Source organism: Brachybacterium paraconglomeratum, from assembly GCF_039541415.1.
GTDB classification, from domain to species: Bacteria; Actinomycetota; Actinomycetes; order Actinomycetales; family Dermabacteraceae; genus Brachybacterium; species Brachybacterium paraconglomeratum_A.
In genome coordinates this window covers 29,492-50,874 of record NZ_BAABGE010000002.1, presented here as the reverse complement: position 1 = coordinate 50,874, position 21,383 = coordinate 29,492, and the positions used below count along the sequence as shown (strand labels likewise).

19 protein-coding genes are annotated in these 21,383 nt (G+C 71.3%); 9 read left to right on the top strand and 10 right to left on the bottom strand.

Features of this window, described 5'->3' with window-relative positions; translation table 11 throughout:
* Window positions 1-58 precede the first annotated feature (58 nt).
* The 5 genes from ABD893_RS00270 (at window position 59) to ABD893_RS00250 (ending at window position 5,747) form a co-directional block, all read left to right on the top strand.
* The gene (locus tag ABD893_RS00270; protein ID WP_345075476.1) at window positions 59-1,441 is read left to right on the top strand and encodes an aspartate kinase; all 1,383 of its coding nucleotides are present in this window, start codon (window positions 59-61) and stop codon (window positions 1,439-1,441) included.
* Entirely contained in the window at window positions 1,438-2,550 is a 1,113-nt protein-coding gene (locus ABD893_RS00265) for an aspartate-semialdehyde dehydrogenase (protein WP_345075475.1), read from the top strand. The genes ABD893_RS00270 and ABD893_RS00265 overlap by 4 nt, the downstream gene beginning before the upstream one ends.
* 21 nt (window positions 2,551-2,571) lie before the next feature.
* Window positions 2,572-3,441 carry a TetR/AcrR family transcriptional regulator gene (locus tag ABD893_RS00260; RefSeq protein ID WP_345075474.1) on the top strand — a complete coding sequence of 290 codons (870 nt, stop codon included), beginning with the start codon at window positions 2,572-2,574 and terminating at the stop codon, window positions 3,439-3,441.
* A 252-nt stretch (window positions 3,442-3,693) separates the two neighbouring features.
* The gene (locus tag ABD893_RS00255; protein WP_345075473.1) at window positions 3,694-4,464 is read left to right on the top strand and encodes a PRC-barrel domain-containing protein; all 771 of its coding nucleotides are present in this window, start codon (window positions 3,694-3,696) and stop codon (window positions 4,462-4,464) included.
* Complete coding sequence (locus ABD893_RS00250) at window positions 4,461-5,747, top strand: glycosyltransferase family 4 protein (RefSeq protein WP_345075472.1); 1,287 nt, start codon at window positions 4,461-4,463, stop codon at window positions 5,745-5,747. The genes ABD893_RS00255 and ABD893_RS00250 overlap by 4 nt, the downstream gene beginning before the upstream one ends.
* A gap of 175 nt (window positions 5,748-5,922) precedes the next feature.
* Here ABD893_RS00250 and ABD893_RS00245 read toward each other — a convergent pair whose 3' ends face one another.
* The 3 genes from ABD893_RS00245 to ABD893_RS00235 form a co-directional block, all read right to left on the bottom strand.
* Window positions 5,923-7,992, bottom strand: a complete 2,070-nt coding sequence (locus ABD893_RS00245) for a potassium transporter Kup (RefSeq protein WP_345075471.1) — start codon at window positions 7,990-7,992, stop codon at window positions 5,923-5,925.
* Window positions 7,993-8,584: 592 nt separating this feature from the next.
* Window positions 8,585-9,784 (bottom strand): adenosine deaminase family protein, encoded by a 1,200-nt coding sequence (locus ABD893_RS00240; protein WP_345075470.1) that lies wholly within the window; start codon window positions 9,782-9,784, stop codon window positions 8,585-8,587.
* 257 nt (window positions 9,785-10,041) lie between these two features.
* Complete coding sequence (locus ABD893_RS00235) at window positions 10,042-10,356, bottom strand: hypothetical protein (protein WP_345075469.1); 315 nt, start codon at window positions 10,354-10,356, stop codon at window positions 10,042-10,044.
* Window positions 10,357-10,595: 239 nt separating this feature from the next.
* On the opposite strand from ABD893_RS00235, the gene ABD893_RS00230 reads away from it, so the two are divergent.
* Window positions 10,596-12,410, top strand: coding sequence for a sigma-70 family RNA polymerase sigma factor (locus tag ABD893_RS00230; RefSeq protein WP_345075467.1), 1,815 nt, complete (start codon window positions 10,596-10,598; stop codon window positions 12,408-12,410).
* A gap of 37 nt (window positions 12,411-12,447) precedes the next feature.
* On the opposite strand, the gene ABD893_RS00225 is transcribed toward ABD893_RS00230, so the two are convergent.
* Genes ABD893_RS00225 through ABD893_RS00210 form a run of 4 tightly spaced genes read right to left on the bottom strand, consistent with a single transcriptional unit; the run spans window position 12,448 to window position 15,639 of the window.
* The gene (locus ABD893_RS00225; RefSeq protein ID WP_425548321.1) at window positions 12,448-13,005 is read right to left on the bottom strand and encodes a gamma carbonic anhydrase family protein; all 558 of its coding nucleotides are present in this window, start codon (window positions 13,003-13,005) and stop codon (window positions 12,448-12,450) included.
* Window positions 13,006-13,044: 39 nt separating this feature from the next.
* On the bottom strand, window positions 13,045-14,232 hold the full coding sequence (locus ABD893_RS00220) for a thiolase family protein (protein ID WP_345075464.1): 1,188 nt from the start codon (window positions 14,230-14,232) through the stop codon (window positions 13,045-13,047).
* A gap of 11 nt (window positions 14,233-14,243) precedes the next feature.
* Window positions 14,244-14,891 (bottom strand): CoA transferase subunit B, encoded by a 648-nt coding sequence (locus ABD893_RS00215; protein WP_345075463.1) that lies wholly within the window; start codon window positions 14,889-14,891, stop codon window positions 14,244-14,246.
* A gap of 1 nt (window position 14,892) precedes the next feature.
* Complete coding sequence (locus ABD893_RS00210; protein ID WP_345075462.1) at window positions 14,893-15,639, bottom strand: CoA transferase subunit A; 747 nt, start codon at window positions 15,637-15,639, stop codon at window positions 14,893-14,895.
* Window positions 15,640-15,963: 324 nt separating this feature from the next.
* On the opposite strand from ABD893_RS00210, the gene ABD893_RS00205 reads away from it, so the two are divergent.
* Both ABD893_RS00205 and ABD893_RS00200 read left to right on the top strand, forming a co-directional pair.
* Complete coding sequence (locus ABD893_RS00205) at window positions 15,964-17,064, top strand: hypothetical protein (protein WP_345075461.1); 1,101 nt, start codon at window positions 15,964-15,966, stop codon at window positions 17,062-17,064.
* Window positions 17,061-17,876, top strand: coding sequence for a sugar nucleotide-binding protein (locus tag ABD893_RS00200; protein WP_345075460.1), 816 nt, complete (start codon window positions 17,061-17,063; stop codon window positions 17,874-17,876). The genes ABD893_RS00205 and ABD893_RS00200 overlap by 4 nt, the downstream gene beginning before the upstream one ends.
* 209 nt (window positions 17,877-18,085) lie before the next feature.
* On the opposite strand, the gene ABD893_RS00195 is transcribed toward ABD893_RS00200, so the two are convergent.
* A complete protein-coding gene (locus ABD893_RS00195) occupies window positions 18,086-18,790 on the bottom strand; it encodes a GNAT family N-acetyltransferase (protein WP_345075459.1) in 705 nt (234 codons plus the stop codon).
* Window positions 18,791-18,880: 90 nt separating this feature from the next.
* A complete protein-coding gene (locus ABD893_RS00190) occupies window positions 18,881-19,312 on the bottom strand; it encodes an Hsp20/alpha crystallin family protein (RefSeq protein ID WP_345075458.1) in 432 nt (143 codons plus the stop codon).
* Between the two features lie 487 nt (window positions 19,313-19,799).
* On the opposite strand from ABD893_RS00190, the gene ABD893_RS00185 reads away from it, so the two are divergent.
* Window positions 19,800-20,030 carry a hypothetical protein gene (locus ABD893_RS00185; protein ID WP_345075456.1) on the top strand — a complete coding sequence of 77 codons (231 nt, stop codon included), beginning with the start codon at window positions 19,800-19,802 and terminating at the stop codon, window positions 20,028-20,030.
* Between the two features lie 94 nt (window positions 20,031-20,124).
* Here ABD893_RS00185 and ABD893_RS00180 read toward each other — a convergent pair whose 3' ends face one another.
* The gene (locus ABD893_RS00180) at window positions 20,125-21,381 is read right to left on the bottom strand and encodes an MFS transporter (protein WP_345075455.1); all 1,257 of its coding nucleotides are present in this window, start codon (window positions 21,379-21,381) and stop codon (window positions 20,125-20,127) included.
* Window positions 21,382-21,383: the final 2 nt, after the last annotated feature.

Genomic DNA, 21,383 nt, shown 5'->3' with positions numbered 1-21,383 from the left:
GCCCACCGCACCACCCGCATCACCCCGCCTGTCCTCCACCGCGTAAGGAACCTGCCTCATGAGCCTGGTCGTCCAGAAATTCGGAGGATCCTCCGTCGCTGACGCCGACTCCATCAAGCGTGTCGCGAAGCGCATCTCCCTTTACGCGAAGGCCGGCCACAAGGTGGTCGTCGTGGTCTCCGCGATGGGGGACACCACCGATGAGCTGATCGACCTCGCCGAGCAGGTGACCCCGAATCCGCCACCGCGCGAGATGGACATGCTGATCACGGCGGGGGAGCGGATCTCGATGGCGGTGCTGTCGATGGCGCTGAACAACGTCGACGTCACCGCCCGCGCCTATACCGGCTCGCAGGCCGGCCTGATCACCGACGGCGATCACGGCAAGGCGCAGATCCGCGACGTCACCCCGGCCCGCATACAGGAGGCCGTGGACGAGGGCGCGGTCGCGATCGTCGCCGGCTTCCAGGGCGTCTCGCATGACTCCAAGGAGATCACCACGCTGGGCCGTGGCGGCTCGGACGTGACCGCGGTGGCGCTCGCCGCAGCGCTGAACGCCGACGTCTGCGAGATCTACTCGGACGTGGACGGCGTGTTCTCGGCCGATCCGCGGATCGCCCCGTCGGCACGCCGGGTGCCGCTGATCTCCAGCGAGGAGATGCTGGAGATGGCGGCCAACGGCTCGAAGATCCTGATGGCCCGCAGCGTCGAGTACGCGCGCCGCTACGGGGTGCCGCTGCATGTGCGCTCCTCGTACTCGGGCCGCGTCGGCACGATCGTCGCGGACGATCCCGAGCGCGAGATCCCGATCGACCCCGACGTGACCCTCCGTACCGCGGATGTCGTTCGACGCGACGCCGCCGACCCGACCAAGGAGCTCCCCATGGACGACATCGCAGCAGGCGGTTTCGCCGCACCCGGCCTCGAGGCGCCGATCATCTCGGGCGTCGCGCATGACAGCAGCGAAGGCAAGATCACCGTGGTCGAGGTCCCGGACCTCCCCGGCCGTGCGGCGAAGCTGTTTGACGTGGTCGCCAGCAGCGGCGCGAACATCGACATGATCGTGCAGAACTCCTCGACCGTGGATGACACGGTCGCGATCTCGCTGACGCTCCCCGAATCCGACGCCCCCGCCGCGCTGAAGGCGATCGAGGAGGCGCGCGAGGAGATCGGCTTCACCGAGGTCCGCTACAACGACCAGATCGGCAAGGTCAGCATCGTCGGCGCCGGGATGCGCTCGCACCCGGGCGTCTCGGCGCTGCTGTTCCGCTCGCTCGGCGAGGCCGGCATCAACATCGACATGATCTCCACCTCGGAGATCCGCATCTCCGTCGTCACCGAGCAGGCTCGGCTGAGCGACGCGGTGCGCGTGATCCATACGGCGTTCGGCCTCGACGCCGAGCAGACCGAGGCCGTGGTCTACGGAGGGACCGGACGATGAACACCAGCAGCAACGCCAGCACCCCCAGCACGCTTGATTTCTCTCTCACCCCGGGTTATGCGGCCGACGGGCCTGTCATCGGCGTCGTCGGCGCCACCGGTCAGGTGGGTCGTGTGATGCTCGCCCTGCTCGCCGACCGGGCGGTCAAGCACTCTGCGATCCGCGTGTTCGCGTCGGCCCGCAGCGCGGGCAGGACCGTCCAGTACGCCGGCCACGAGCTGACCATCGAGAACGCCGAGACCGCGGACATCAGCTCCGACGGCAGCCGGCTCGACATCGCGATCTTCTCCGCCGGTGGTTCGACGTCCAAGGCGCTCGCGCCCCGCTACGCGGCGACCGGCGCCATCGTGGTCGACAACTCCTCGGCCTATCGCCGTGATGACGAGGTGCCGCTGGTGGTCTCCGAGGTGAACCCGGAGGCGCTAGTGAACCCGCCGCGCGGAATCATCGCGAACCCGAACTGCACCACGATGGCCGCGATGCCCGCCTTGAAGGTTCTCCACGACGAGGCGGGCCTGGCCCGGCTGAAGGTCGCGACCTATCAGGCCGTGTCCGGCTCCGGCGTCGAAGGTGTCAAGGAACTGGCTGGTCAGGTTCGCAAGGGTGTCGACGATGTCGAGAAGCTCGCGATCGACGGGTCGGCCGTGGACCTAGGCCAGCCGACCATCTACGCCAAGCCCATCGCGTTCAACGTGGTCGCGCTTGCCGGGAGCCTGGTGGACGACGGCTCCGGTGAGACCGACGAGGAGCAGAAGCTGCGCCACGAGTCCCGGAAGATCCTGGGGATGCCGGATCTGCCGGTCGCGGGGACCTGTGTGCGGGTGCCGGTGATGAGCGGTCATGCGCTGGCGATCCACGTCGAGTTCGACCGGCCGCTGTCGGCGGAACGCGCCCGTGAGCTGCTCACGTCGGCCCCCGGGGTCAATGTCGTCGATCTCCCGAACCCGCTCGAAGCAGCCGGTCAGGATGGCACGTTCGTGGGCCGGATCCGACAGGATCAGTCGGTGCCGGACGGCAAGGGTCTGGTTCTCTTCGCGGTGGCGGATAATCTTCGTAAGGGCGCTGCCCTGAACGCTATCCAGATCGCGGAGCTGATCGCTGCGCGCTGATATGACCAAGGAGAGACGTCGATGACCCTCGCAGCCACCAATGGCCCTCCCGGAGTGGGCACCGGACCGGCACCTCTCTCCGCCATGTTCTCCGACCGCGTCAGCGAGGAGGCTCCGGGCGGTGGTTCGGTGAACCTCAGCACGGATCCTCTGGCCCGCGCTCTGCGCACCCTCGACACGATCGCGGCCACGGAGCTCGGCATCGGCGCGGATCTGCGCGCCGTGGTCGACGCACCGGCGGGAACTCTCTCGCCGCAGACGTCTCTGAGCGGGGAGCCGGGCGAGCCCCCGAGCGAGCCTCCCATCGAGGCGCCGGGGTCATCGCGCCGCGAGGCGATCCTCGACAGCGCCTCGGCCCTGTTCGCCGAGCGCGGCTATCACGGGGCGAGCCTGCGGGACATCTCGCGCCGGGTGGGCATCTCGCATCCGGGGATGCTGCACCACTTCCCCTCGAAGGACGCGCTGCTCGGGGCCGTCATCGATCGCCTCGAGGCGAGCGCCCAGGGGCTGCTGGATTCCGTCGAGTCGCTGCAGACCTCCCCGCAGTCGCTGATGGCGGCGCTGGCGGGTCCCTGGGATCCTCGGCAGCACTCGATGGCGCTGCTGGCGACGCTGTCGGCGGAGATCGTGAACCCGGATCATCCGGGCCGCTTCCGCATCGCCCGGCTGCGCCTGGTGCACGAGCATGTGCTGGAGCAGGCGCTGACGGGTCTGGCGGCGAACGGCCATCTGGTGGACGACGCGGATCCGAAGATGCTGGCGCGCACGATCGTGTCGCTGCTGCTGAGCCTTGCGGTGCGTGAGCACACGGTGCGCGAGCTGCAGCACCGGATGGATGCGGACCCGATCCAGGACGTGCAGGCGTTCGTCCGCCGCTGCGTGGTGGTCTGACCCGCCTGTCCTGGGCAGGGTCGGACCCGGTAGGTCGCTTCTCCGGCACACCCTGATCCGTGATCCCCGGGCTGCGGCAGGATGCTGAGCTGTAACGATCTCACCGGGACGTCGCATCGGAAGGGACCGATCGGTAGACTTCCAGGTTGTGAACGCCTGCGGAAGAAATCGATGAGACCTGGAGCGACGCCGGAGGATCCTGCCTCCGCCCTGGCAGGCCGCCAGGAACCCGTACCAGGGACCGACTCTGCCGTGCGCGAGAGCCTCTCAGCGGCGAAGGGCGACACTGCGGCGCTGGTACCCGGCGGACCGCCGCAGGAGCAGTCCGCACCCGGCGGGCAGGAGCCGTCCCTCCGGGCCGAAAGACGCCGCCGCCTGCAGGGACTGGCCGGCTTGAGCGTGCTCGGCAGCGACGGGAAGACCGTGGGCCGGGTGCGGGACATCTATCAGCAGGACGACAGCGGTGAGCTCGCGGCGATCACGGTGATGCCCCGCCAGCTGAGCTCACGCAGCGTGCTGATCCCGGCGGCCGCGATCGCCGCCCTGCCCGCCGAGCAGCCGGCCGATGGCACTGCCACGGACACCGCCACCGGCCGCACCGACGCAACTGGCACCACCGGCGCCGACGCTCCTGCCCTGGGCGCGGGCACTGCCGACGCTGCAGCCACTGCTACCGCCCCGGATGCCATCGACGCCGCCGACTCGGAGTCCTCCGAGGCGAAGCCCCCGGACGTGGTGCGGCTGCGACTCGATGCTGCCACCGCCAGGTCGGGGCTCCGGCCTCCCGACACGGGCCACGCGTCCCCGCAGATGCTGCGTGAGGCTGCGGAGGCCCTCGGGCTCGCCACCGCTGCAGAATCCACTGCAGAATCCGCCGCCGCAGATGACGCCGACGCGGGGTCGGACGCTGACGCCAGCGCTGCCCCCGCTGACGCTGCCCCCGCCGATGCCGCCGCCGACGCCGCTCCCGTCGCCGCCGACAGAGCCCCCGGCATCCGCGAGACGGCGGTGGACGACGCATGAAGATGCTGCTGCTCACCCACTACTACGCGCCGGAGTTCGGGGCGCCGCAACGACGCTGGTCAGCGCTCGTGCAGCGGTTCATCGCCGCTGGTCATCGCGTCACGGTCGCCGCTCCGGTGCCTCACTACCCGAGCGGACGCCCCACGCCCACGCAGCGCAGGATGCACCGGGTCGGCGCGGTCGAGACCGGTCGGCATGGCGAGACGATTCTGCGCACCGCCTTCCTCCCGCACCGCGCGGACATCGCCTCGCGCACCGCTGATCACGTGATCGCGGCGGGGGATGCGCTGCGTCGGCTCCGGCGCCGTTATTCGCGCCCCGGGTCCCGGCCCGACGTCATCATCGCCACTGCCCCGGCCATCCCCACGCTGCTGGTGGGGCGCACGCTCTCGTCGCTGTGGGGCGTCCCGTTGGTGGTCGAGATGCGGGATGCGTGGCCGGATCTGGTCACCCACGTCGGCCCTGTCGGAGCGCTCAGCCCGGAGGTGGCGCACACCGTGCAACGCAGCGCGCTGCGTCGCGCCCTCTCGTGGGCAGTGGCGCTGGCGAAGGGCGAGGTGCATCACCAGGTGACCGGCTGGCAGAGCGGGGCCCGCGCCGTGGTCACCACCACCGGACGCTTCGCGGAGGTGCTGCAGGAGCGCGGCGTGGACACCGTGCGAGTCGTGCGCAACGGCACCGACCTCTCCCTGGTGCGGCCCCAGTACAATCACCTGGCCGGCGATCATCCGGAGCTGCGCTGCCTGTATCTGGGCAACATGGGCCGCTCCCAGGGCCTGGATACGGTGGTCCGCGCCGCCGCGGCGCTGCATGAGCAGGGCGTGGACGTGCAGGTGAGGATGGTGGGCCACGGGGTCGAGGCGCCAGCGCTGGCGGCGCTCGCCTATGAGCTCGGCGCCCCGGTGGAGGTCATCCCCCGGATCCCGCACCGCGAGGTCGGCAAGCAGTACGCCTGGGCCGACACCGTGATCGTGTCCCTGCGCGACTGGGCGCCGTTCGCCTGGACCGTTCCTTCGAAGCTCTACGAGATGCTCGCCACCGGCCGGCACATCACCGCGCTGCTGGACGGCGAGGCGGCCGACGTGGTCCGCGAGGCCGGCGCGGGCGATGTGCTCCCGCCGGAGGACGTCGAGGCGCTCACCGACCTGTGGCGGACCCTTGCTTCCGATCGCTCCCGGGCCGCAGTGCGGGCCAGTGGCCGGGACTGGGTCGCCGAGCATGCGGACGACGACGTGCTCGCCCGCCGCTACCTTGAGATCCTCCACGGCGTCACCACCGACTGACCCCGCCGCGACACCCTCCCCGCCCGCGCCCCGTCCGTCCACCTGCGCCCCGTCCACCCTCGCCCCGTCCACCCCGCTCCCGCTAGCGGGGCAAACATGGGCGATAGATTCGTCTATCCCCCCACTTTGCCCCGCTCACGAAGTGAATCCGCTCCGCTCCCTGGTACGGGCCTCCCTACAGCTCGGTCTCCGCGCCGAGGACGACTGTGCGGGTGGTGGGCAGGTGCAGCACTTGGGTCCGCTGGGCCGAGGCGCGATCCAGCTGCCGGAACAGGACCTTCTGCCAGCGGGCCATGCTGCGGTCCTGTCCGGGCTGGAGTCGCAGTATCGAGAGCACGTAGATCGCCTCGTCGGCATCGAGGTCGAGCTCTGGGACGTACGCCGCGGCCTCCGGGGCCGGGTCGAGCGCAGTCCTCGAGCCGGCTCCGGATCCCACCCCGGCCACTACCTCGACCCCGGCCACGGAGCCGGCCACGGCGCCGTCCTCATCTTCGTCCCCGTCCCGAACCCCGGCCACGCCCCCATCTCCGGCCACACCCGCAGCGCGCCCGTGCTGCGCGATCGCCATGCGCAGTGCGGCGGGGACGTCCTGCGGGTCGTGGAACCCGACCTGGTAGGTGACGTGGACGATCCCGTCGGCCGCATTGCCCAGCACGTTCACCTGCACCCGGTCGTCCCGGTGTACGTGCGGGACCCCCAGGTGCTCGAGGGTCAGGATCACCACGTGCTCGTGCAGCACGTGATTCATCGCGGCGCCGGTGCGCAGTGCGAGCGGCACCGTGGAGGGCTCCGGGTGGGGGTAGACGGCCAGGCCCGGCACCCTCGGCAGGTCGCGGGCAGGCCCGGTGACGAAGTCCGCGAGCGGACCCTCCATCTCGCGGCGGCGCTCCGCCAGGAGCTGGGCTCCGCGCCGCCAGGTGAGCATGATCGTGGTCAGCACGGCGGCGATCAGCAGCGGCAGCCAGCCGCCGTCGGGGATCTTGATCAGGTTCGCGGCGAGCAGCAGCAGCTCGAGTCCGCCGACGATCACCGCGAGCGTCACCACCTGCCACAGCGGCCAGCGCAGCACCTCCACGGCGTACAGCAGGAACAGTGCGAGCACCAGGATGATCGTGGCGGTGACCGCGAGCCCGTACGCGGCGGCGAGGGCCTGGGAATGCTGGAACACCAGCACCAGGGTCACCACGCCGACGAACAGCAGCAGGTTCACGCTGCCCACATAGATCTGTCCGCCGTGCTCGCGGGAGGTCTGGGTGACCTTCAGCTTCGGCAGCAGCACCAGGCGGGTGGCCTGGCGGGAGACGGAGAACGCGCCCGAGATCACGGCCTGGGAGGCGATCACGGTCGCCATCGCGGCGAGCACCACCAGCGGGATCCGCAGCCCCTCCGGCACCAGCGAGAAGAAGGGGTTCTCGATCGCTGCAGGGTCGGCGAGGATCAGCGCCCCCTGCCCGAGGTAGTTCAGCAGCAGCGCGGGCAGCACCAGACCTACCCACGCCAGAGCGATCGGACGGTGACCGAAGTGGCCCATGTCGGCGTAGAGCGCCTCGGCGCCGGTGATGGTCAGCACCACGGCGCCCATCGCGAGGAAGGCCACCAGCGGACGGTCCACCATGAACGCGATCGCGTAGTGCGGGGACAGCGCACGCAGGATCGAGGGCTGCGCGATCACGTGCGGCAGACCCATCGCCGCGAGGCTCACGAACCACACCACCATCACGATTCCGAAGGAGCCGCCGATGCGCGCGGTGCCCCAGCGCTGCACCGCGAACAACCCGGTCAGGACGATCAGCGCGCCGGGCAGGATCACCGAGTTCGGGACCGCGCCGGTGACCTCGATGCCCTCGAAGGCGGAGAGCACGGAGATCGCGGGAGTGATCACCGAATCTCCGAAGAACAGCGCGGCGCCGACCACTCCGAGCACCAGCGCGATCGATGCCTGCCGCGGATGAGCATCGGCGCCGAGCTTGCGCAGCACCAGCGCGGCCAGGGCCAGGATCCCGCCCTCGCCCTGGTTGTCGGCGCGCATGATCAGCCCGATATAGGCGACGGTCACGATGATCACCAGGCACCAGGTGACCATCGAGATCACCCCGAGCACATCGGATTCGGTGGGGGCGACGGCGTTGTGGTGGAGGCTGAAGACGGTCTGCAGGGCGTAGAGCGGGCTGGTGCCGATGTCGCCGAACACCACGCCGAGCGCGCCGAGCATCGCCGCGGGCAGCGGCTGGTGAGGGCGGGGCACCCCGCGATGGTCGAGCCTGTGGTGCGGGTGCGGGTGCGGGTGAGGGCGTGCGGCCGACGGTGCGGCGACATGCGCGTCAGCGGGGCGAACAGGGGCGAATGGAGCCCCGATTCCCCCATGTTTGCCCCGCCCTTCGGGGGATGCGGGCACCGAGGGCGAGGCCGACGGAGGAGGGGCCGACGACTCGAGGTCGTGGGTCGGAGAGGTTTGCTCATCCTGCGTGGGGCGGGGCTCGTCGGAGCGGGGCGAGCGCGAGATATTCTCGGGCACAGAGCTGATCCTGCCACCACGCCGACCAAATGCACCCGGTGCGCGGAGTCGAATATTGCCCCGTGGATCACTGCCCGGCGGCGAGACTCTCTCGCCTCGCCCCGCCTCGCCTCGCCCCGCCTCGCCCCGCCCCGCGCGGTGAGCGGGGCAAACATGGGCGAATGGCTGCATCTATTCCCCTACTTTGCCCCGCTGACTGGTGGGAGCGGGACGAGGGGAGGGATGAGAGAGGGGGAGAGGGGGATGCGGCGAGGGGAGAAGGGGGAGAGGGAGAGGAAGAGAAGGGGGTGAGGGAGAAATGGGAGAGGGAGGGTGGGGGCGCCTACGCGCCCTGCGCGTCGCCGTCGAGGGTCGTGTCTCGATCTCCGCCGCGCGCGGCACGGAAGGCCGGCAGCACGACCTCGTCCCGCAGCGCCTGCCGCTGCTCCGCCGGGGCGAAGCCGTTCTCGAGGCCGCACAGGACCACCTGTTCAAGGTCCTCGAGGGTCCAGTCGAAGGTCTGCGCGACCAGGGTCATCTCGCGGGAGGTGCTGGTGCGGCTCATCAGACGGTTGTCGCTGCTGAGGGCAAGGGCGAAGCCACGGGCGTGCAGGGGCCCGGCGGCGTGGGCGGCGAGGTCTGCGGCGGCACCGGTCTGTAGGTTCGAGCTGGGGCACACCTCGAGGCAGATCTGCTCGCGGTGCACTCGTGCGGCGACCGGCCCGAAGTCCTCCCCGGTGATGTCCTCGAGCAGGCGCACGCCGTGGCCGATCCGCTCGGCGCCGCAGTCCAGCGCGTCGGCGATCGAGGAGGGGGCGTCGGCCTCACCGGCGTGGATCGTCACGCGCAGACCGGCCGCTCGGGCGCGCTCGAACTGGGCCCGGAACCGGGACGCGGGGAACCCGACCTCGGGGCCGGCGAGGTCCAGCCCCAGCACCCCGGAGTCACGACGAGCCTCCGCGATCTCGACCAGATCGTCGGTGGGTTCCAGGTGGCGCAGGTAGCACAGCAGCTGGCCCACGACGATCCGTCGGCCGGCCTGCTCTGCCGCGGCGACGCCCTCGTCGAGCCCGTCCTGGACGGCCTGCACGGCCTCGTCGAGGGTGAGCCCGGCGCCGGTGTGCTGATGCGGCGCCCAGCGGGTCTCGGCGTAGACCACGGAGTCGGCGACCATGTCCTCGACGAACTCGCGGGCGATGCGGCGCAGCTGCGGGGCCGTCTGCATCACGGCGAGGGTGCGGTCGAAGGTGGAGAGGTAGGCGGGCAGGGAGCCGGAATCGGCGGCGGACTGGAACCAGTCGGCGACCACCTGGGCCGACGGGGCAGCGGGCTCGCCCTCGACGTCTGCACGACCGTCGGCTGCACGACCGCCGGCTGCGTGACCGTCGACTGCAGTGCCCTTGGCTGCGGGCTCGCTGCCAGGCACCTCGAGGCCCAGCTCCCTGCTCAGCTCGAGCACGGTCTCAGGGCGCAGGCCGCCGTCGAGATGATCGTGGAGGGCGACCTTCGGCAGAGCGCCGATGAGGGCAGGGGTGAGATCCATCTGGGCAGGATACGCGGGCGTTCGCCGCGGGTCCGAGCCGGCGGAGTCTCCCTCGCGGCCCCGCCGTCGCGAGAGGCTCGATCCTGAGCCGTTGCGGAGCCGCATGCCGCACACCCCTGGCGACTTTCGCTCCACGGCGCGCTGCTCAGGCGCGAGACTCGGCCGAGCCGTGAGTTCCGTGCGCGGAGGAGGGCGTTGGCGCACTCAAGTCACGGGTCGGCCGCTGCGCTCAGACCTCTCCCTTAGCCGCTGCACGGTCATCCCTCCAGGCAGGCGAGGGGTGGCCGCTGCTCGGTCGGATCGTCGGCGCTCTCACTCATGGGGGAGAGGAGGCGGAGCTCCGGCGTCCCTTCCCGGAGGGCATTCGACGGTGCGGAGGAGCCGAGGAAGGTCGTGGTGAACTGCCCGTTCGGCTGCGGCTCCGAGGCCAGAGCCCTGCGCAGCAGGTGCGAGGGGAAGGGCCCGACGGTCACCTCGTCGGCGCCGCTGGTGCACGTGACCCAGGTGCTCCCGTCGCGGACGATGAAGGTGAGGGCGTCACCGTCGATGTCAGTCATCTCGAAGCTGTTCATGGTTCTCCGTAGTGCGCCGGGGGGAGCGACGGCAGCGTGGTGCCGTTCACCCTGTCCACGCGCACCGAGGTGTTCTATGACGGCAGGTGTGACGCACGCTACATCTCGGCCAGGCCCTGGTGGCCTCGGTCACGCTCAGACATACTCGAATCTCCCCTGTGCGTGGAGTTCGCGGACGCGACGATTCCCGTGCCTCCCCGATCGCGTCGGCAGATCCTCCTTCGAGAAAGGCTCGGAGCATGACGCATCCCAGCCAGGGCGATGTCGCAGCGCAGCAGGATTCCATGACCGACGAGGAGCTGCTCGCCGCGGTGCGCGCGGGCGACACCGGCGCCTACGCCGCGCTCTACCGTCGTCACCTCGGGGCGGCGCTCGCGCAGGCGCGGCGCCTGGTCGGCTCGCATGACGGACAGGACGTGGCCCAGGAGGCGTTCCTCAAGGTCCTGCGGGCGATCACCGGCGGAGGAGGGCCGCACGACAGGTTCGCCGCCTACCTGATGCGCGTGGTCCACAACGAGGCCGTCGATCGCCTGCGCCGGACGCGGGAGGCCTCCGTCGACGATGTCGAGGCCCTCGAGGCCACTTACTCCTCAGCGTCGGCCGCGGTCACCGGGGGCGAGCAGCTGGATCGCGACCTGGTGCTCACGGCGTTCAGCGCGCTGCCCCAGCAGTGGCAGCGGATCCTCTGGCTCACCGAGGTGGACGGGCTGGCGCCGCGCGAGGTGGCGCCGCAGCTGCGGCGGAGCCCGAATGCGGTCGCGCAGCTGTCCCGGCGGGCGCGCGAAGGACTGCGCACGGCCTGGCTGCAGGCCCACGTGGACAGGGCGACGGTGCGTCCGGAGTGCCGGCAGGTCGCCGCGGACCTCGGAGGATATGAGCGAGGGCAGCTGAGCGCCGCGCGCGCCGAGCAGACGACCGCTCATCTCGCGGACTGTGTGCGTTGCTCCGTCGCGCTGGGTGACCTGCGGTCACTGTCGATGCGCATGCGCGGGGTGCTGCTGCCGCTCGTGCTGGGAACGCCGGTGCTGCTGGAGAAGTTCGCGAAGGTGCTCCCCCTCGCCGAGGAGGCGGGAGGTGCGGCGCGTCGGCCGTCCTGGTGGAGGTCCTCGACCGCTGCAGTGGGGGTTCCCGCGGCGGCCGCCGGCGTCGCGATCCTGGTGGGCGCGGCGGGGCTCATGCTCGGCTCCCAGCATCCGGGCGCCCTGATGACTCCGCAGGAGATGGCCAGCCCCCAGTCCGCGGAGGCCGCGCCCCTCGAGGCCGGCGCGCCTGCCGCGCCTGCCACGCCGACCCTCCTGCCCACGCTCATGGACGAGGGCGAAGAAGACGACGAAGGTGAGGCGAGCGAGGCGGGCAACGCGGATCACGAGGCCCCGGCCACGGACGCTCCCGCTCCCGGCGCGGGTGGGGCAGGTGAGGCGGCCGACGCCGCGCCGTCGCGGGCGGCGGCGCCGGGCAGCAGCGGAATCGGCGGTGCGCCGACGGAGCCCGGGACGGCTCCCGGCTCTTCCCCGGAGGTGGACGGCACGCCCGCCGAGGACGCCCCGCCGGCAGCAGACAGCCAGGCGCCGGTGGAGGTCCCGCCGACGCTCGAGGTTCCGTCCGCTGTCGACACCCCACCCGCACCTGACCTCGTGCTCCATCCCGGGATCGCCCCCGCTCCGGGCGGAAGCTCCCCCTCGGAGATCGTGGGTGACCCGGTCGGCGTGCAGGATGCGCCCGAGCCCCCGCGCCCGCCGCTGCTCGGAGGCACACCGCCTCCGCCCCTCAACGAGGCGCCGACACCGGTGCCGACGCCGCCTCCGCCCCCGCCCCCGCCGCTGCTCGGAGGGGGAACGCCGCCGTGGCTCCCCGTGGACCCCACTCCGCAGCCCGAGGATCCCGAAGTGCCGCCCGAGGAACCTGAGGTGTTGCCGGAGGATCCCGAGGTGCCGCCCGAGGATCTCGTCCCTCCCGTCGAGGAGCCGTCGGACGACTATGCGCCCGGGGACGGAGCCGAGCTCACTGGTCAGGAGGAGACTCCAGGGGAGGATGACGCTCCGACACAGGACTGAGCTACGACCCAGAGTCCAGCCGCCGAGCCGTCGGAGGTCAGCCGGCCGTCGCCGCCCGGTGCTTCGCCGCGAGCTCGACGTAGATGCGGGCGTTCTGACGCAGGGACTCCAGGCCCTCCTCGTCCAGTTCCTTGCGCACCTTCGCGGGCACGCCGGCGACCAGCGAGCCGGGCGGGATCTGCATGCCCTCGGTGACCACGGCGCCCGCGGCGACCAGGCTGCCGGCCCCGACCACGGCGCCGTTGAGCACCACGGCGCCCATGCCGATCAGGGCGTCGTCCTCGACGGTGCAGCCGTGCAGCACAGCGCGGTGGCCCACGGAGACGCCGGAGCCGACGACGGCAGGGAAGCCCTCGTCGGTGTGGATGACGCAGCCGTCCTGGATGTTGCTGCCGGGACCGATCGTGATCGAGTCCATGTCTCCGCGCAGCACGGAGCTGTAGAAGACGCTCGAGTTCTCACGGAGCGTCACCTTCCCGATCAGGGTGGCGTTCGGGGCCACCCATGCGGTCGCGGGCACCTGGGGCGCATCGCCCTCGAAGTCGATCGTGGTCACAGCGGGTACTCCTTCGTCCGACGGGTCTGTGTCTCTCATGATGCTGCGTGCTGGGCGTTCACAGTGCTCGCCACAGGCTCACAGTGCTCGCCATAGGCTGGCGACGGCCTGCCCGCCGCCGATGCACATGGTCGCCAGGCCCAGCTCGCGGTCGTTCACGCGCAGGTTCTCGATGGTGCGGGCGGAGATGATCGCGCCGGTCGCGCCGATCGGGTGGCCCCAGGCGATCGCCCCACCGAGAGGGTTCACGAGCGCCGGGTCCAGGTCCAGGTCGCGCACGATCGGCACGGCCTGCGCGGCGAAGGCTTCGTTCAGCTCGATCCACCCCAGGTCCCTGTTCGCGAGCCCGTTGCGGGCCATGATCTTCTCGATCGCGGGCTTGGGGGCGTAGCCCATCACCTGGGGGTCGATGCCGACCTTGGTGAAGTCCACGAGCTCCGCGAGTGGGGTCAGGCCGCGCTCCGCAGCGACCGAGGCGCGGGTGAGGACCATCGCGGCGCCGGCGTCGTTGATGCCCGAGGCGTTGCCGGCGGTGACGGTGCCGTTCTCGCGCTGGAAGACGGTGCGCATCGCGGCGAGCTTCTCGAGGGTCACCTCGCGGGGGTGCTCGTCGGTGTCGACCACGGTGTCTCCGCGCCTGCCGCTGATGGTCACCGGGGTGATCTCCGCGGCGACGGCCCCGGCCTGCTGGGCGGCCTGGGCACGGCGCTGGGACTCCAGTGCGTACTCGTCCTGCTCCTGCCGGGTGACGTGATAGCGGGCGGCGACGTTCTCGGCGGTCACGCCCATCGGCACCTCGTCGAAGGGGTCGGTGATCAGCGCCGAGGTGCCGTCCATCAGCACCCGGTCCCCGAGCGTGTAGCCCTGGCGGGCGGAGTAGTCCAGGAACGGCTGGGCGGACATGTTCTCCGTCCCGCCGGCGACCACGATGTCGGACTCGCCGATCATCAGCTCGGCGGCGCCGAGGGCGATGGCCTGCATGCCGGAGCCGCACAGCCGGTTCACGGTCATCGCGGTGGAGGTGACGGCGGCGCCCGCCTCGATCGCGACGCGGCGGGAGATGTACGCGTCCCGTCCGGTGGAGCCGACGCAGCCGATCACCCACTCGTCGACCTCGTCGGCCGCGACGCCGGCGCGTGTGAGCGCAGCTTTCGCGGCGGTCGCGCCGAGGATGTGGGCGGGCACGCCCGCGAGGGACTTCCCGAAGGAGCCGACGGGGGTGCGGGCGTAGCCGAGGACGACGATCGGGTCATCGCTGGAGCGCATGGAGGGACCTTTCACGATGCCGGGGTGAGGGAGACGGTGAACTCGGGCTCGGTGAGGGAGCGGACCTCGTCCTCGGTGACGCCGGGGGCGAGCTGGGTGAGCACCAGCCCGTCCTCGGTGACGTCGAAGACGGCGAGCTCGGTGATGATCCGGTCCACCACGCCCACGCCGGTCAGTGGCAGTGAGCATTCGTGCTTGATCTTCGCCGAGCCGTCCTTGGCGGCGTGCTGCATCATCACGACCACCCGCTTCGCGCCGGCGACCAGGTCCATCGCTCCGCCCATGCCCTTGACGAGCTTGCCGGGGATCTGCCAGTTGGCGATGTCGCCGGTGCCGGTGACCTGCATGGCGCCGAGGATCGCGGTGCCCATCTTGCCGCCGCGGATCATGCCGAAGGAGGTCGCGGAGTCGAAGATCGTCGCACCCTCGAGCAGGGTGATGGTCTGCTTGCCGGCGTTGATGAGGTCGGGATCCTCCTCGCCCTCATAGGGCCAGGGCCCCATCCCCATCACGCCGTTCTCGGACTGCAGGGTGATGTTCACGCCGGCAGGGAGGTTGTTGGCGACCAGGGTCGGCATGCCGATGCCGAGGTTCACGTAGTCGCCGTCGCGCAGCTCGGCAGCGGCGATGGCTGCCATCTCGTCACGGGTCCAGGCCATGTCAGGCCACCTCCTGCGTCTCGGTGCGGGGTGCGTCGTTTCCGGGAGCCTCCGGGCGGGGGCGCACGGTGCGCTGTTCGATGTCCTTCTCGGCGGTGGCCTGCATCAGGTGATGCACGTAGACGCCGGGGGTGTGGATGTCGTCGGGGTCGATCCCGCCGGGGGCGACGAGGTGCTCCGCCTCGGCGAAGGTGACCTCCCCGCACATCGCGGCCATCGGGTTGAAGTTGCGGGCGGTGAGGCGGTAGCGGAGGTTGCCGTAGTGATCCGCAGTGTGGGCGTGGACCAGGGAGATGTCCGCGTTGATCGCACGCTCGAGCACATAGGTGCGGCCGTCGAACTCGGCCGTGGGCTTGCCCTCCGCGATCGGGGTGCCGTAGCCGGTGGGGGTGTAGAACGCGGGGATCCCGGAGCCGCCGGCGCGCATCCGCTCGGCGAGGGTGCCCTGGGGGACGAACTCCACCTCGAGCTGCCCTTCGATGTACTGCTGCATGAACAGCTTGTTCTCCCCGACATAGCTGGAGAGCACCTTGGTGATCTGCCCGTTCTCCAGCAGCAGGCCCAGGCCCTTGCCGTCCACCCCGAGGTTGTTCGAGGCGATGGTGAGGCCGGTGACCCCGCTGTCGCGCACGATCGTGATCAGATCGGTGGGGATCCCGCACAGGCCGAAGCCTCCCACCGCGATGGTCATGCCGTCGCGCAGCACCGCGGTGAGCTGGGCTGCTGCGTCGTCCGAGACCTTGGACATCACTGTCCCTCCTGTCGACTGGTTCAGCCCTCGTGACCACCGGCGGCGATGCCGGGCGGGGGAGGGCAGGATGACTCCGAGCTTAGACCTGGCCGGGCGATGTGCGCCTCGGAGCGGGGGACAGTGTCGGCCGACCGCGGTTGTGCGGATCTACAACGGGCGGTCGCGGACGGGACGCTGGTGCCGGGGTCCCCGCACTGGAGCGGGTCGGCGAGGGCAGCGACCGGCTGGTCGGCAGGGGTGCTGGTGCTCGTGGGCAGGAGCCTGGTGCTTCCGCGGCACCAGGGCTGGCCGCACCTCGGGTGATCTGCCAGGGTGGGACGCATGTCGGAGACGCAGAACTCGCCGCAGCGCCCCGCGCCGGATCCTGCCGCCGGGGCCACGGTGCTGCTGGTCGCCGATCCTGGCCCGCCCACGCACCGGGCGAGGTCGATCGAGGACTCCCTGCAGCAGCACCTCGAGGAGGCGTACCACCCGCCGATCCGCCTCGACGTGCGCACCTCCATGCTCCGGCTGCGCCCGGACGGGACGCTGGACCTCTCCGAGGTGCTGGAGCAGGCGCGGTCCTCCGGTGATCCGGACGCCGTGCTGCTGCTGACGGAGATCCCGCGTCTGCGTGACGGCAGGCCGCTGGTCGCCGAGATCTTCCCCGAGCACAACATCGCGGTGATCTCCTGCCCTACGCTCGGGGTGCTCACCACGCGGCGCCGCATCCTCGATGCGCTGATGCGCTGCACCCTGCGCATGGCGCCGACGTCAGAACCGCGTGACGCCTCGCGCTATGCCCGGCGCTGGGCGCAGTGGGAGGAGCTGACGGGCCCTGACGATCACCAGCTGCTGCTGGGATCGCGGGTGATCGGGGGAGCGCGCACCGTGGCCGGGATGGTGGCCGGCAACGAACCCCTCCGCACCGCCCCGAAGCTCTCCAGCGCCCTCGCAGCGGCCGCCGCGACCGGGGCGTTCGGCATCTTCTACAGCTCGATCTGGTCGATGTCGATGCACCTGACCACCCAGCGGCTGCTGCTGATCGGGATCCTCGCGATCGGCGCGATCACGGCATGGCTCATCGTCGGCAACCGCCTGTGGGACGCGCCCAGATACGAGCGGCTGGCTCGCGTGGTGCTGCTGTACAACCTCTCGACAGTGCTCACGCTGCTGATGATCGTCGCGCTGCTGTACGTGTGCCTGGTGGTGCTGATCTTCACCAGCGCGCTCATCGTCATCGCTCCGGACTATCTCGCCGAGGTCATCGGCCGCGAGCCCGTCCTGGCGCGGTATCTGGACATCGCGTGGCTGAGCGCGGCGATGGGCGTGGTCGCCGGCGCGCTGGGCTCGAGCTTCGACAAGGACACCGATATGCGCAGCCTCACCCACGGCCAGCGGGAGAGGCAGCGCAGGTTCACCGAGGAAGAGGTGGGGCAGTGAGCGGACCGGTCCCGACGCGGACGCTGTGGGTGGGCTGCGGGCGCCTTGGCGGGCGCACCGGCGCTGCCCTGCTGGAGGCGGGGGGAGAGGTGCTCGCGCTGCGCCGAGATCCGGGCGCCGTGCCGAGCGGCTTCCGCGCGCTGGCCGCGGACCTCTCCTCACCCCTGGAGGGGGCCCTGCCCGCCTGCGAGGCGATGGTCATCACCCTGCCCCCGCCGGAGGGGGCCGACGGGTACGAGACCCCGCTGCGCCACCTGGCCGCCGCCCTGCCCCACCGGCCCGCCCGGACCGTGTTCGTCTCCTCCACCAGGGTGTTCGAGGGGTACGCGAACCGTGCCGATCCGGCCCCGGTGCTCACCGAGGAGGATGCCCCGCAGCCGCTCGGCGACCGGGCCCAGAGCCTCCTGAACGGGGAGCGCCTGGCGAGGGAGCTCTTCGACGCGATCGTGGTGCGCCCCGCCGGGATCTACGGCCCGGGCCGGGATCGGCTGCTGCGCACGGTGCGCGAGGGACGCCCCGTCGACCACCGCCGACGCACGAACCGCATCCACGAGGAGGACCTCGCACGCGTGCTCCTCGCCCTGCTGGCGCATCCGGAACCGCCGGTGCTGCTGCACGCGGTCGACGGCGCGCCCGCGCGCCTCGGAGAGGTGGTCACCCACCTCGCCTTCCGGCTCGGCCTGCCGGTCCCGCCCGCCGCCGACCCCGATTCCGGCCACGGGACCGTGCTGAGCGGGGCGCGGATGAGGGAGCTGCTCGGAGAGCTCCGGCATCCGGACTTCCGCTCCGGGTACGACGCGATGCTCGTGTGACTCCGATCAGCGACCGAAGAGGCGGGTGAAGAACCCGGGGCGCTTCGTCGAAGCGAGGATCGACGCCGACGCTCGGCTGCGCGCGATGCTGGAGTCGCTGCAGGGGGCGTGACGCGACCCGGGTGCGTCCGAGCCCGCTGAGGTGTGGATGATCCAGGGCGGATCCTGGGAGAGTCGACCCATGTTGCCATGACACGGATCGCGCTGCGCTAGCCGAGCTCCTCGTCGATCTGGGCGTGCGAGGGCCGGCGCCGGTTCCGCGCCCCCGGGGCGCCGAGGACGCGCACGTCCGCGAGGGGCGTCCAGCCGAGGTGCTCATAGAGCTCGACGCCCCGTCCAGTCGCCACGAGCAGGCCCGTGTCGACATCGTGCTCATGGGCGATCGCCAGGAGCGTGCGGGTGACGAAGGTGCCCAGACCCCGCCGGCGATGCGTGCTGGCGGTGTAGATCCGGTCGAGCACGGCGCAGCCGTCGACCACCGCCATGCGTCCTCGGGCGACGACACGGCCCGCCTGGATGACGGTGAGGAGCATCCAGCCGTCGAACGTCTCGCGGGCGACCGTGCAGGAGTCCGGCACGATCGGGGCCTCGACGTCCTGCAGCTCCATATCGGTGACCATGAGTCTCTCCTGATCGCTGATCAATTCGAGATCGCCGGTCTCTCCGAGGGCCGGCGGCGCCTCGCCGACCTCGGAGATGAGGGTCAGCAGGTGACCCGGATTCCCCGCGACAGAGGAGGTCGCCCTGCGCAGCTCGTCCTCGCTCCAGCGGAACAGGACGGTCTCCGAATCCCCGTGCTCGGTGCGCGGACCGACGGTGTGCGAGGTGCCCTCATGGACCACCTCGTACTCCCGGGTGCGGGCCCATCCGTCCACCCAGGTGCGCACCGTCGCCGCGGTGAGCTCGTCATGCATGGCTGTCACTCCTTCGCTCGCCGTGGGAAGGTCGGTGCTGCCCGGGCCCCGGCATCGTGGGATGCCGGGAGCCCGGCAGCAGGGGGAGCCTCAGGTCGCGGTGGACTCGATCTGCGCGGGTGGGCTGTCAGCGGTGACCTCGATCTTGCGAGGCTTGGCCTTCTCGCTGAGCGGGATCCTCACGCTGAGCACACCGTTGCTGTAGCTCGCGGAGATCCGCTCGGTGTCCAGGCCCTGTCCGAGGCTGAGCTGGCGCAGGAAGGTCCCGCCCGTGCGTTCGCGCGTGATCCACTGCGCGCCCTCGTCCTTCGGAAGGGTCCGCTCCGCACGGATCGTCAGGAGCTGACCGTCCACGTCGACGTCGACCGAACCGGGATCGATACCCGGCAGATCGGCCGCGAGGACGTAGTGATCGCCGGCGCGGTAGAGATCCATCGGCATCTGCCGCGGTCCCCGACGTCCAGCATCGAGAAAAGTGCCCGCGAATCGCTCCATCTCTCGGAACGGATCGGTGGTGGCCATTGCTTCTCCTCTCTGATGTGACCCCCGGTCGTCCGGTGGTCGCCGAACCTTGAGTCCCTCCGACTCAAGTACGAGCAGATTAGCACTCTCCGGGCGAGAGTGCCAGAGTTCGGGAACGGCCTCGCGGCGGCGCGGAGCCGGTTCGCCGGGGTGCCCGGCCGCCGAGGAGAAGGCGTCGTTCCAGGGTCCCGAGGTCCAGCGCTCAGGGTCTCGTGCCTCGCGCGGGGGCGGATCAGCGGGGGCGGATCTAAGGAGAGCCTCTCAGCGTCTATCGGCGCAGCCCTTCGCCCGAACGGCCGATGGTCCTCGGGGGTGAGCCGGGGGTGAAAAGACGCGGTTCGGCGCCGCACGGAGCGCGCGGGCGCGATTCCTCGTCAAGACTGACTCCACCGCACTGCTGCCCGCCTGCCCGTTCACGGCATCCGAGCAGCATGCCCGCCCGCGGGGCTCCGTCCCCGCTCATCCCTGGAGAAGACCTTTGACCCCCGTGGAACCCATCGCCGCCCGCCGGTTCGGTGCGGCGCCCGAGCGCATGCTCACGCTCGACGTCGTCGAGCTCACCGATCCCGAGGGCGACGCTCTCACCCTCACCACGGACGCCGAGGGCATCTGGATCACCTGCACGACGGACGGGGACGAAGTCACCGTCGGACCGTTCCCCGCCGACTCGCTGAGAGATGCACTGAGAGCGCTCGGTGCCTTCACCCGCGCCGCGTAGCGGCACGCCAGGGCACGCGATGCAGCGCGGAATGACTCCCACCGGCGCGCTACGGCAGCGGTCGTCGTGCGCCCGGGCCGCTGCGCTCTTCGGCTCAGGACGCCACCACCTCCGCGGCTGGCCGCTGGGAAGCGCTCGGTACGCGGGTCAGGGGGAGCAGGGCGAGGCCCAGCAGCGCGGGGAGGGCCAGCAGCGTGTACATCCCGATGTAGGGGTCCGCCGATCCCCAGCTGGTGCTCAGCGTGAGCAGAGCGGCAGCGGCCAGCGGCGCGATCAGCCCCGCGAGGCTCCCGGCAGCACCCACCAGGCCGAGCCCGAACCCGGCCGACGCAGCCGGCAGCAGGGCGTAGGCCAGGGAGCGGGTGGCGGTCATGCCCAGCCCGATCGCGAGCCCCGCCACGGCTGTGGCGACATGGAAGACCAGCAGAGTCGGGGCGAGGGCGCGGGCCAGCATCGCGGCGGCGAGCAGCACCAGCGCGACGCCCAGCACTGGTGTCATCCGGATGCTGCGCCACCGCGAGGAGGTGAGCAGCATGGCGCCGGCCACCACCCCCACCACGCCGGTGAAGGTGGTCAGCGAGGTGGCGCGCACGGCCGCGCCCTCGGCGAGAGACCACCGGGAGAGGAACAGGTACAGCGCGAAGGTGAGGCCGGCCGAGAGCTGCAGCGAGAACAGGAAGCGCATCGCGAGCACGGCGAGGAACGGCGCGGAGGAGACGCCCGATGCGGCGGCTGCGCGGAGCCACCGCCGGGGTGTGCGCCGGGCCGCAGGACGCCGCGCTGTGAGCGGCGGATCCGGCACCCGCAGCGCGAGCGGCACGATCACCGCCAGGGCCGCGACGGGGACCACCAGCAGCATCGCGCGGACGTTCTCGGCCAGCAGGGCTGCCACGAGGAGCCCCGGGGCGGTGCCGAGGAAGGCGGCGGCGGAGAAGATGCCGGCGGCGCGGGTGCGGTCGGTGGGGGCGAGGCCTTCGGCGAGCAGGCCGTTGATCGCGGCGAACACGGCGTTGTATCCGGCCTGGGTGAGCATCCAGGCCGCTGCCAGGGTCAGCGGGTCGGGAGCCCAGGCCATGGCGGCGCTGCCGAGCAGTCCCACCACCGAGCCGCCGAGCAGCCAGGGGCGTCGCCTGCCCAGGCGGCTCATCGTCCGATCCGCCAGCAGGCCGCACAGCGGCGCCGCGATCATCGCGGTGAGCGCGGCGGCCGCATCGATGAGCGCGTACACGTCGGGCGCGGAGTCGTCACCGACCATGCGCCGCACCAGCACGGAGACGGCCACCACCGCCGGGGCGGTGAGGGCGCCGAGCGCCGCGCACTGCATCACCGCCAGCTGCAGGATCCGAGTCATCG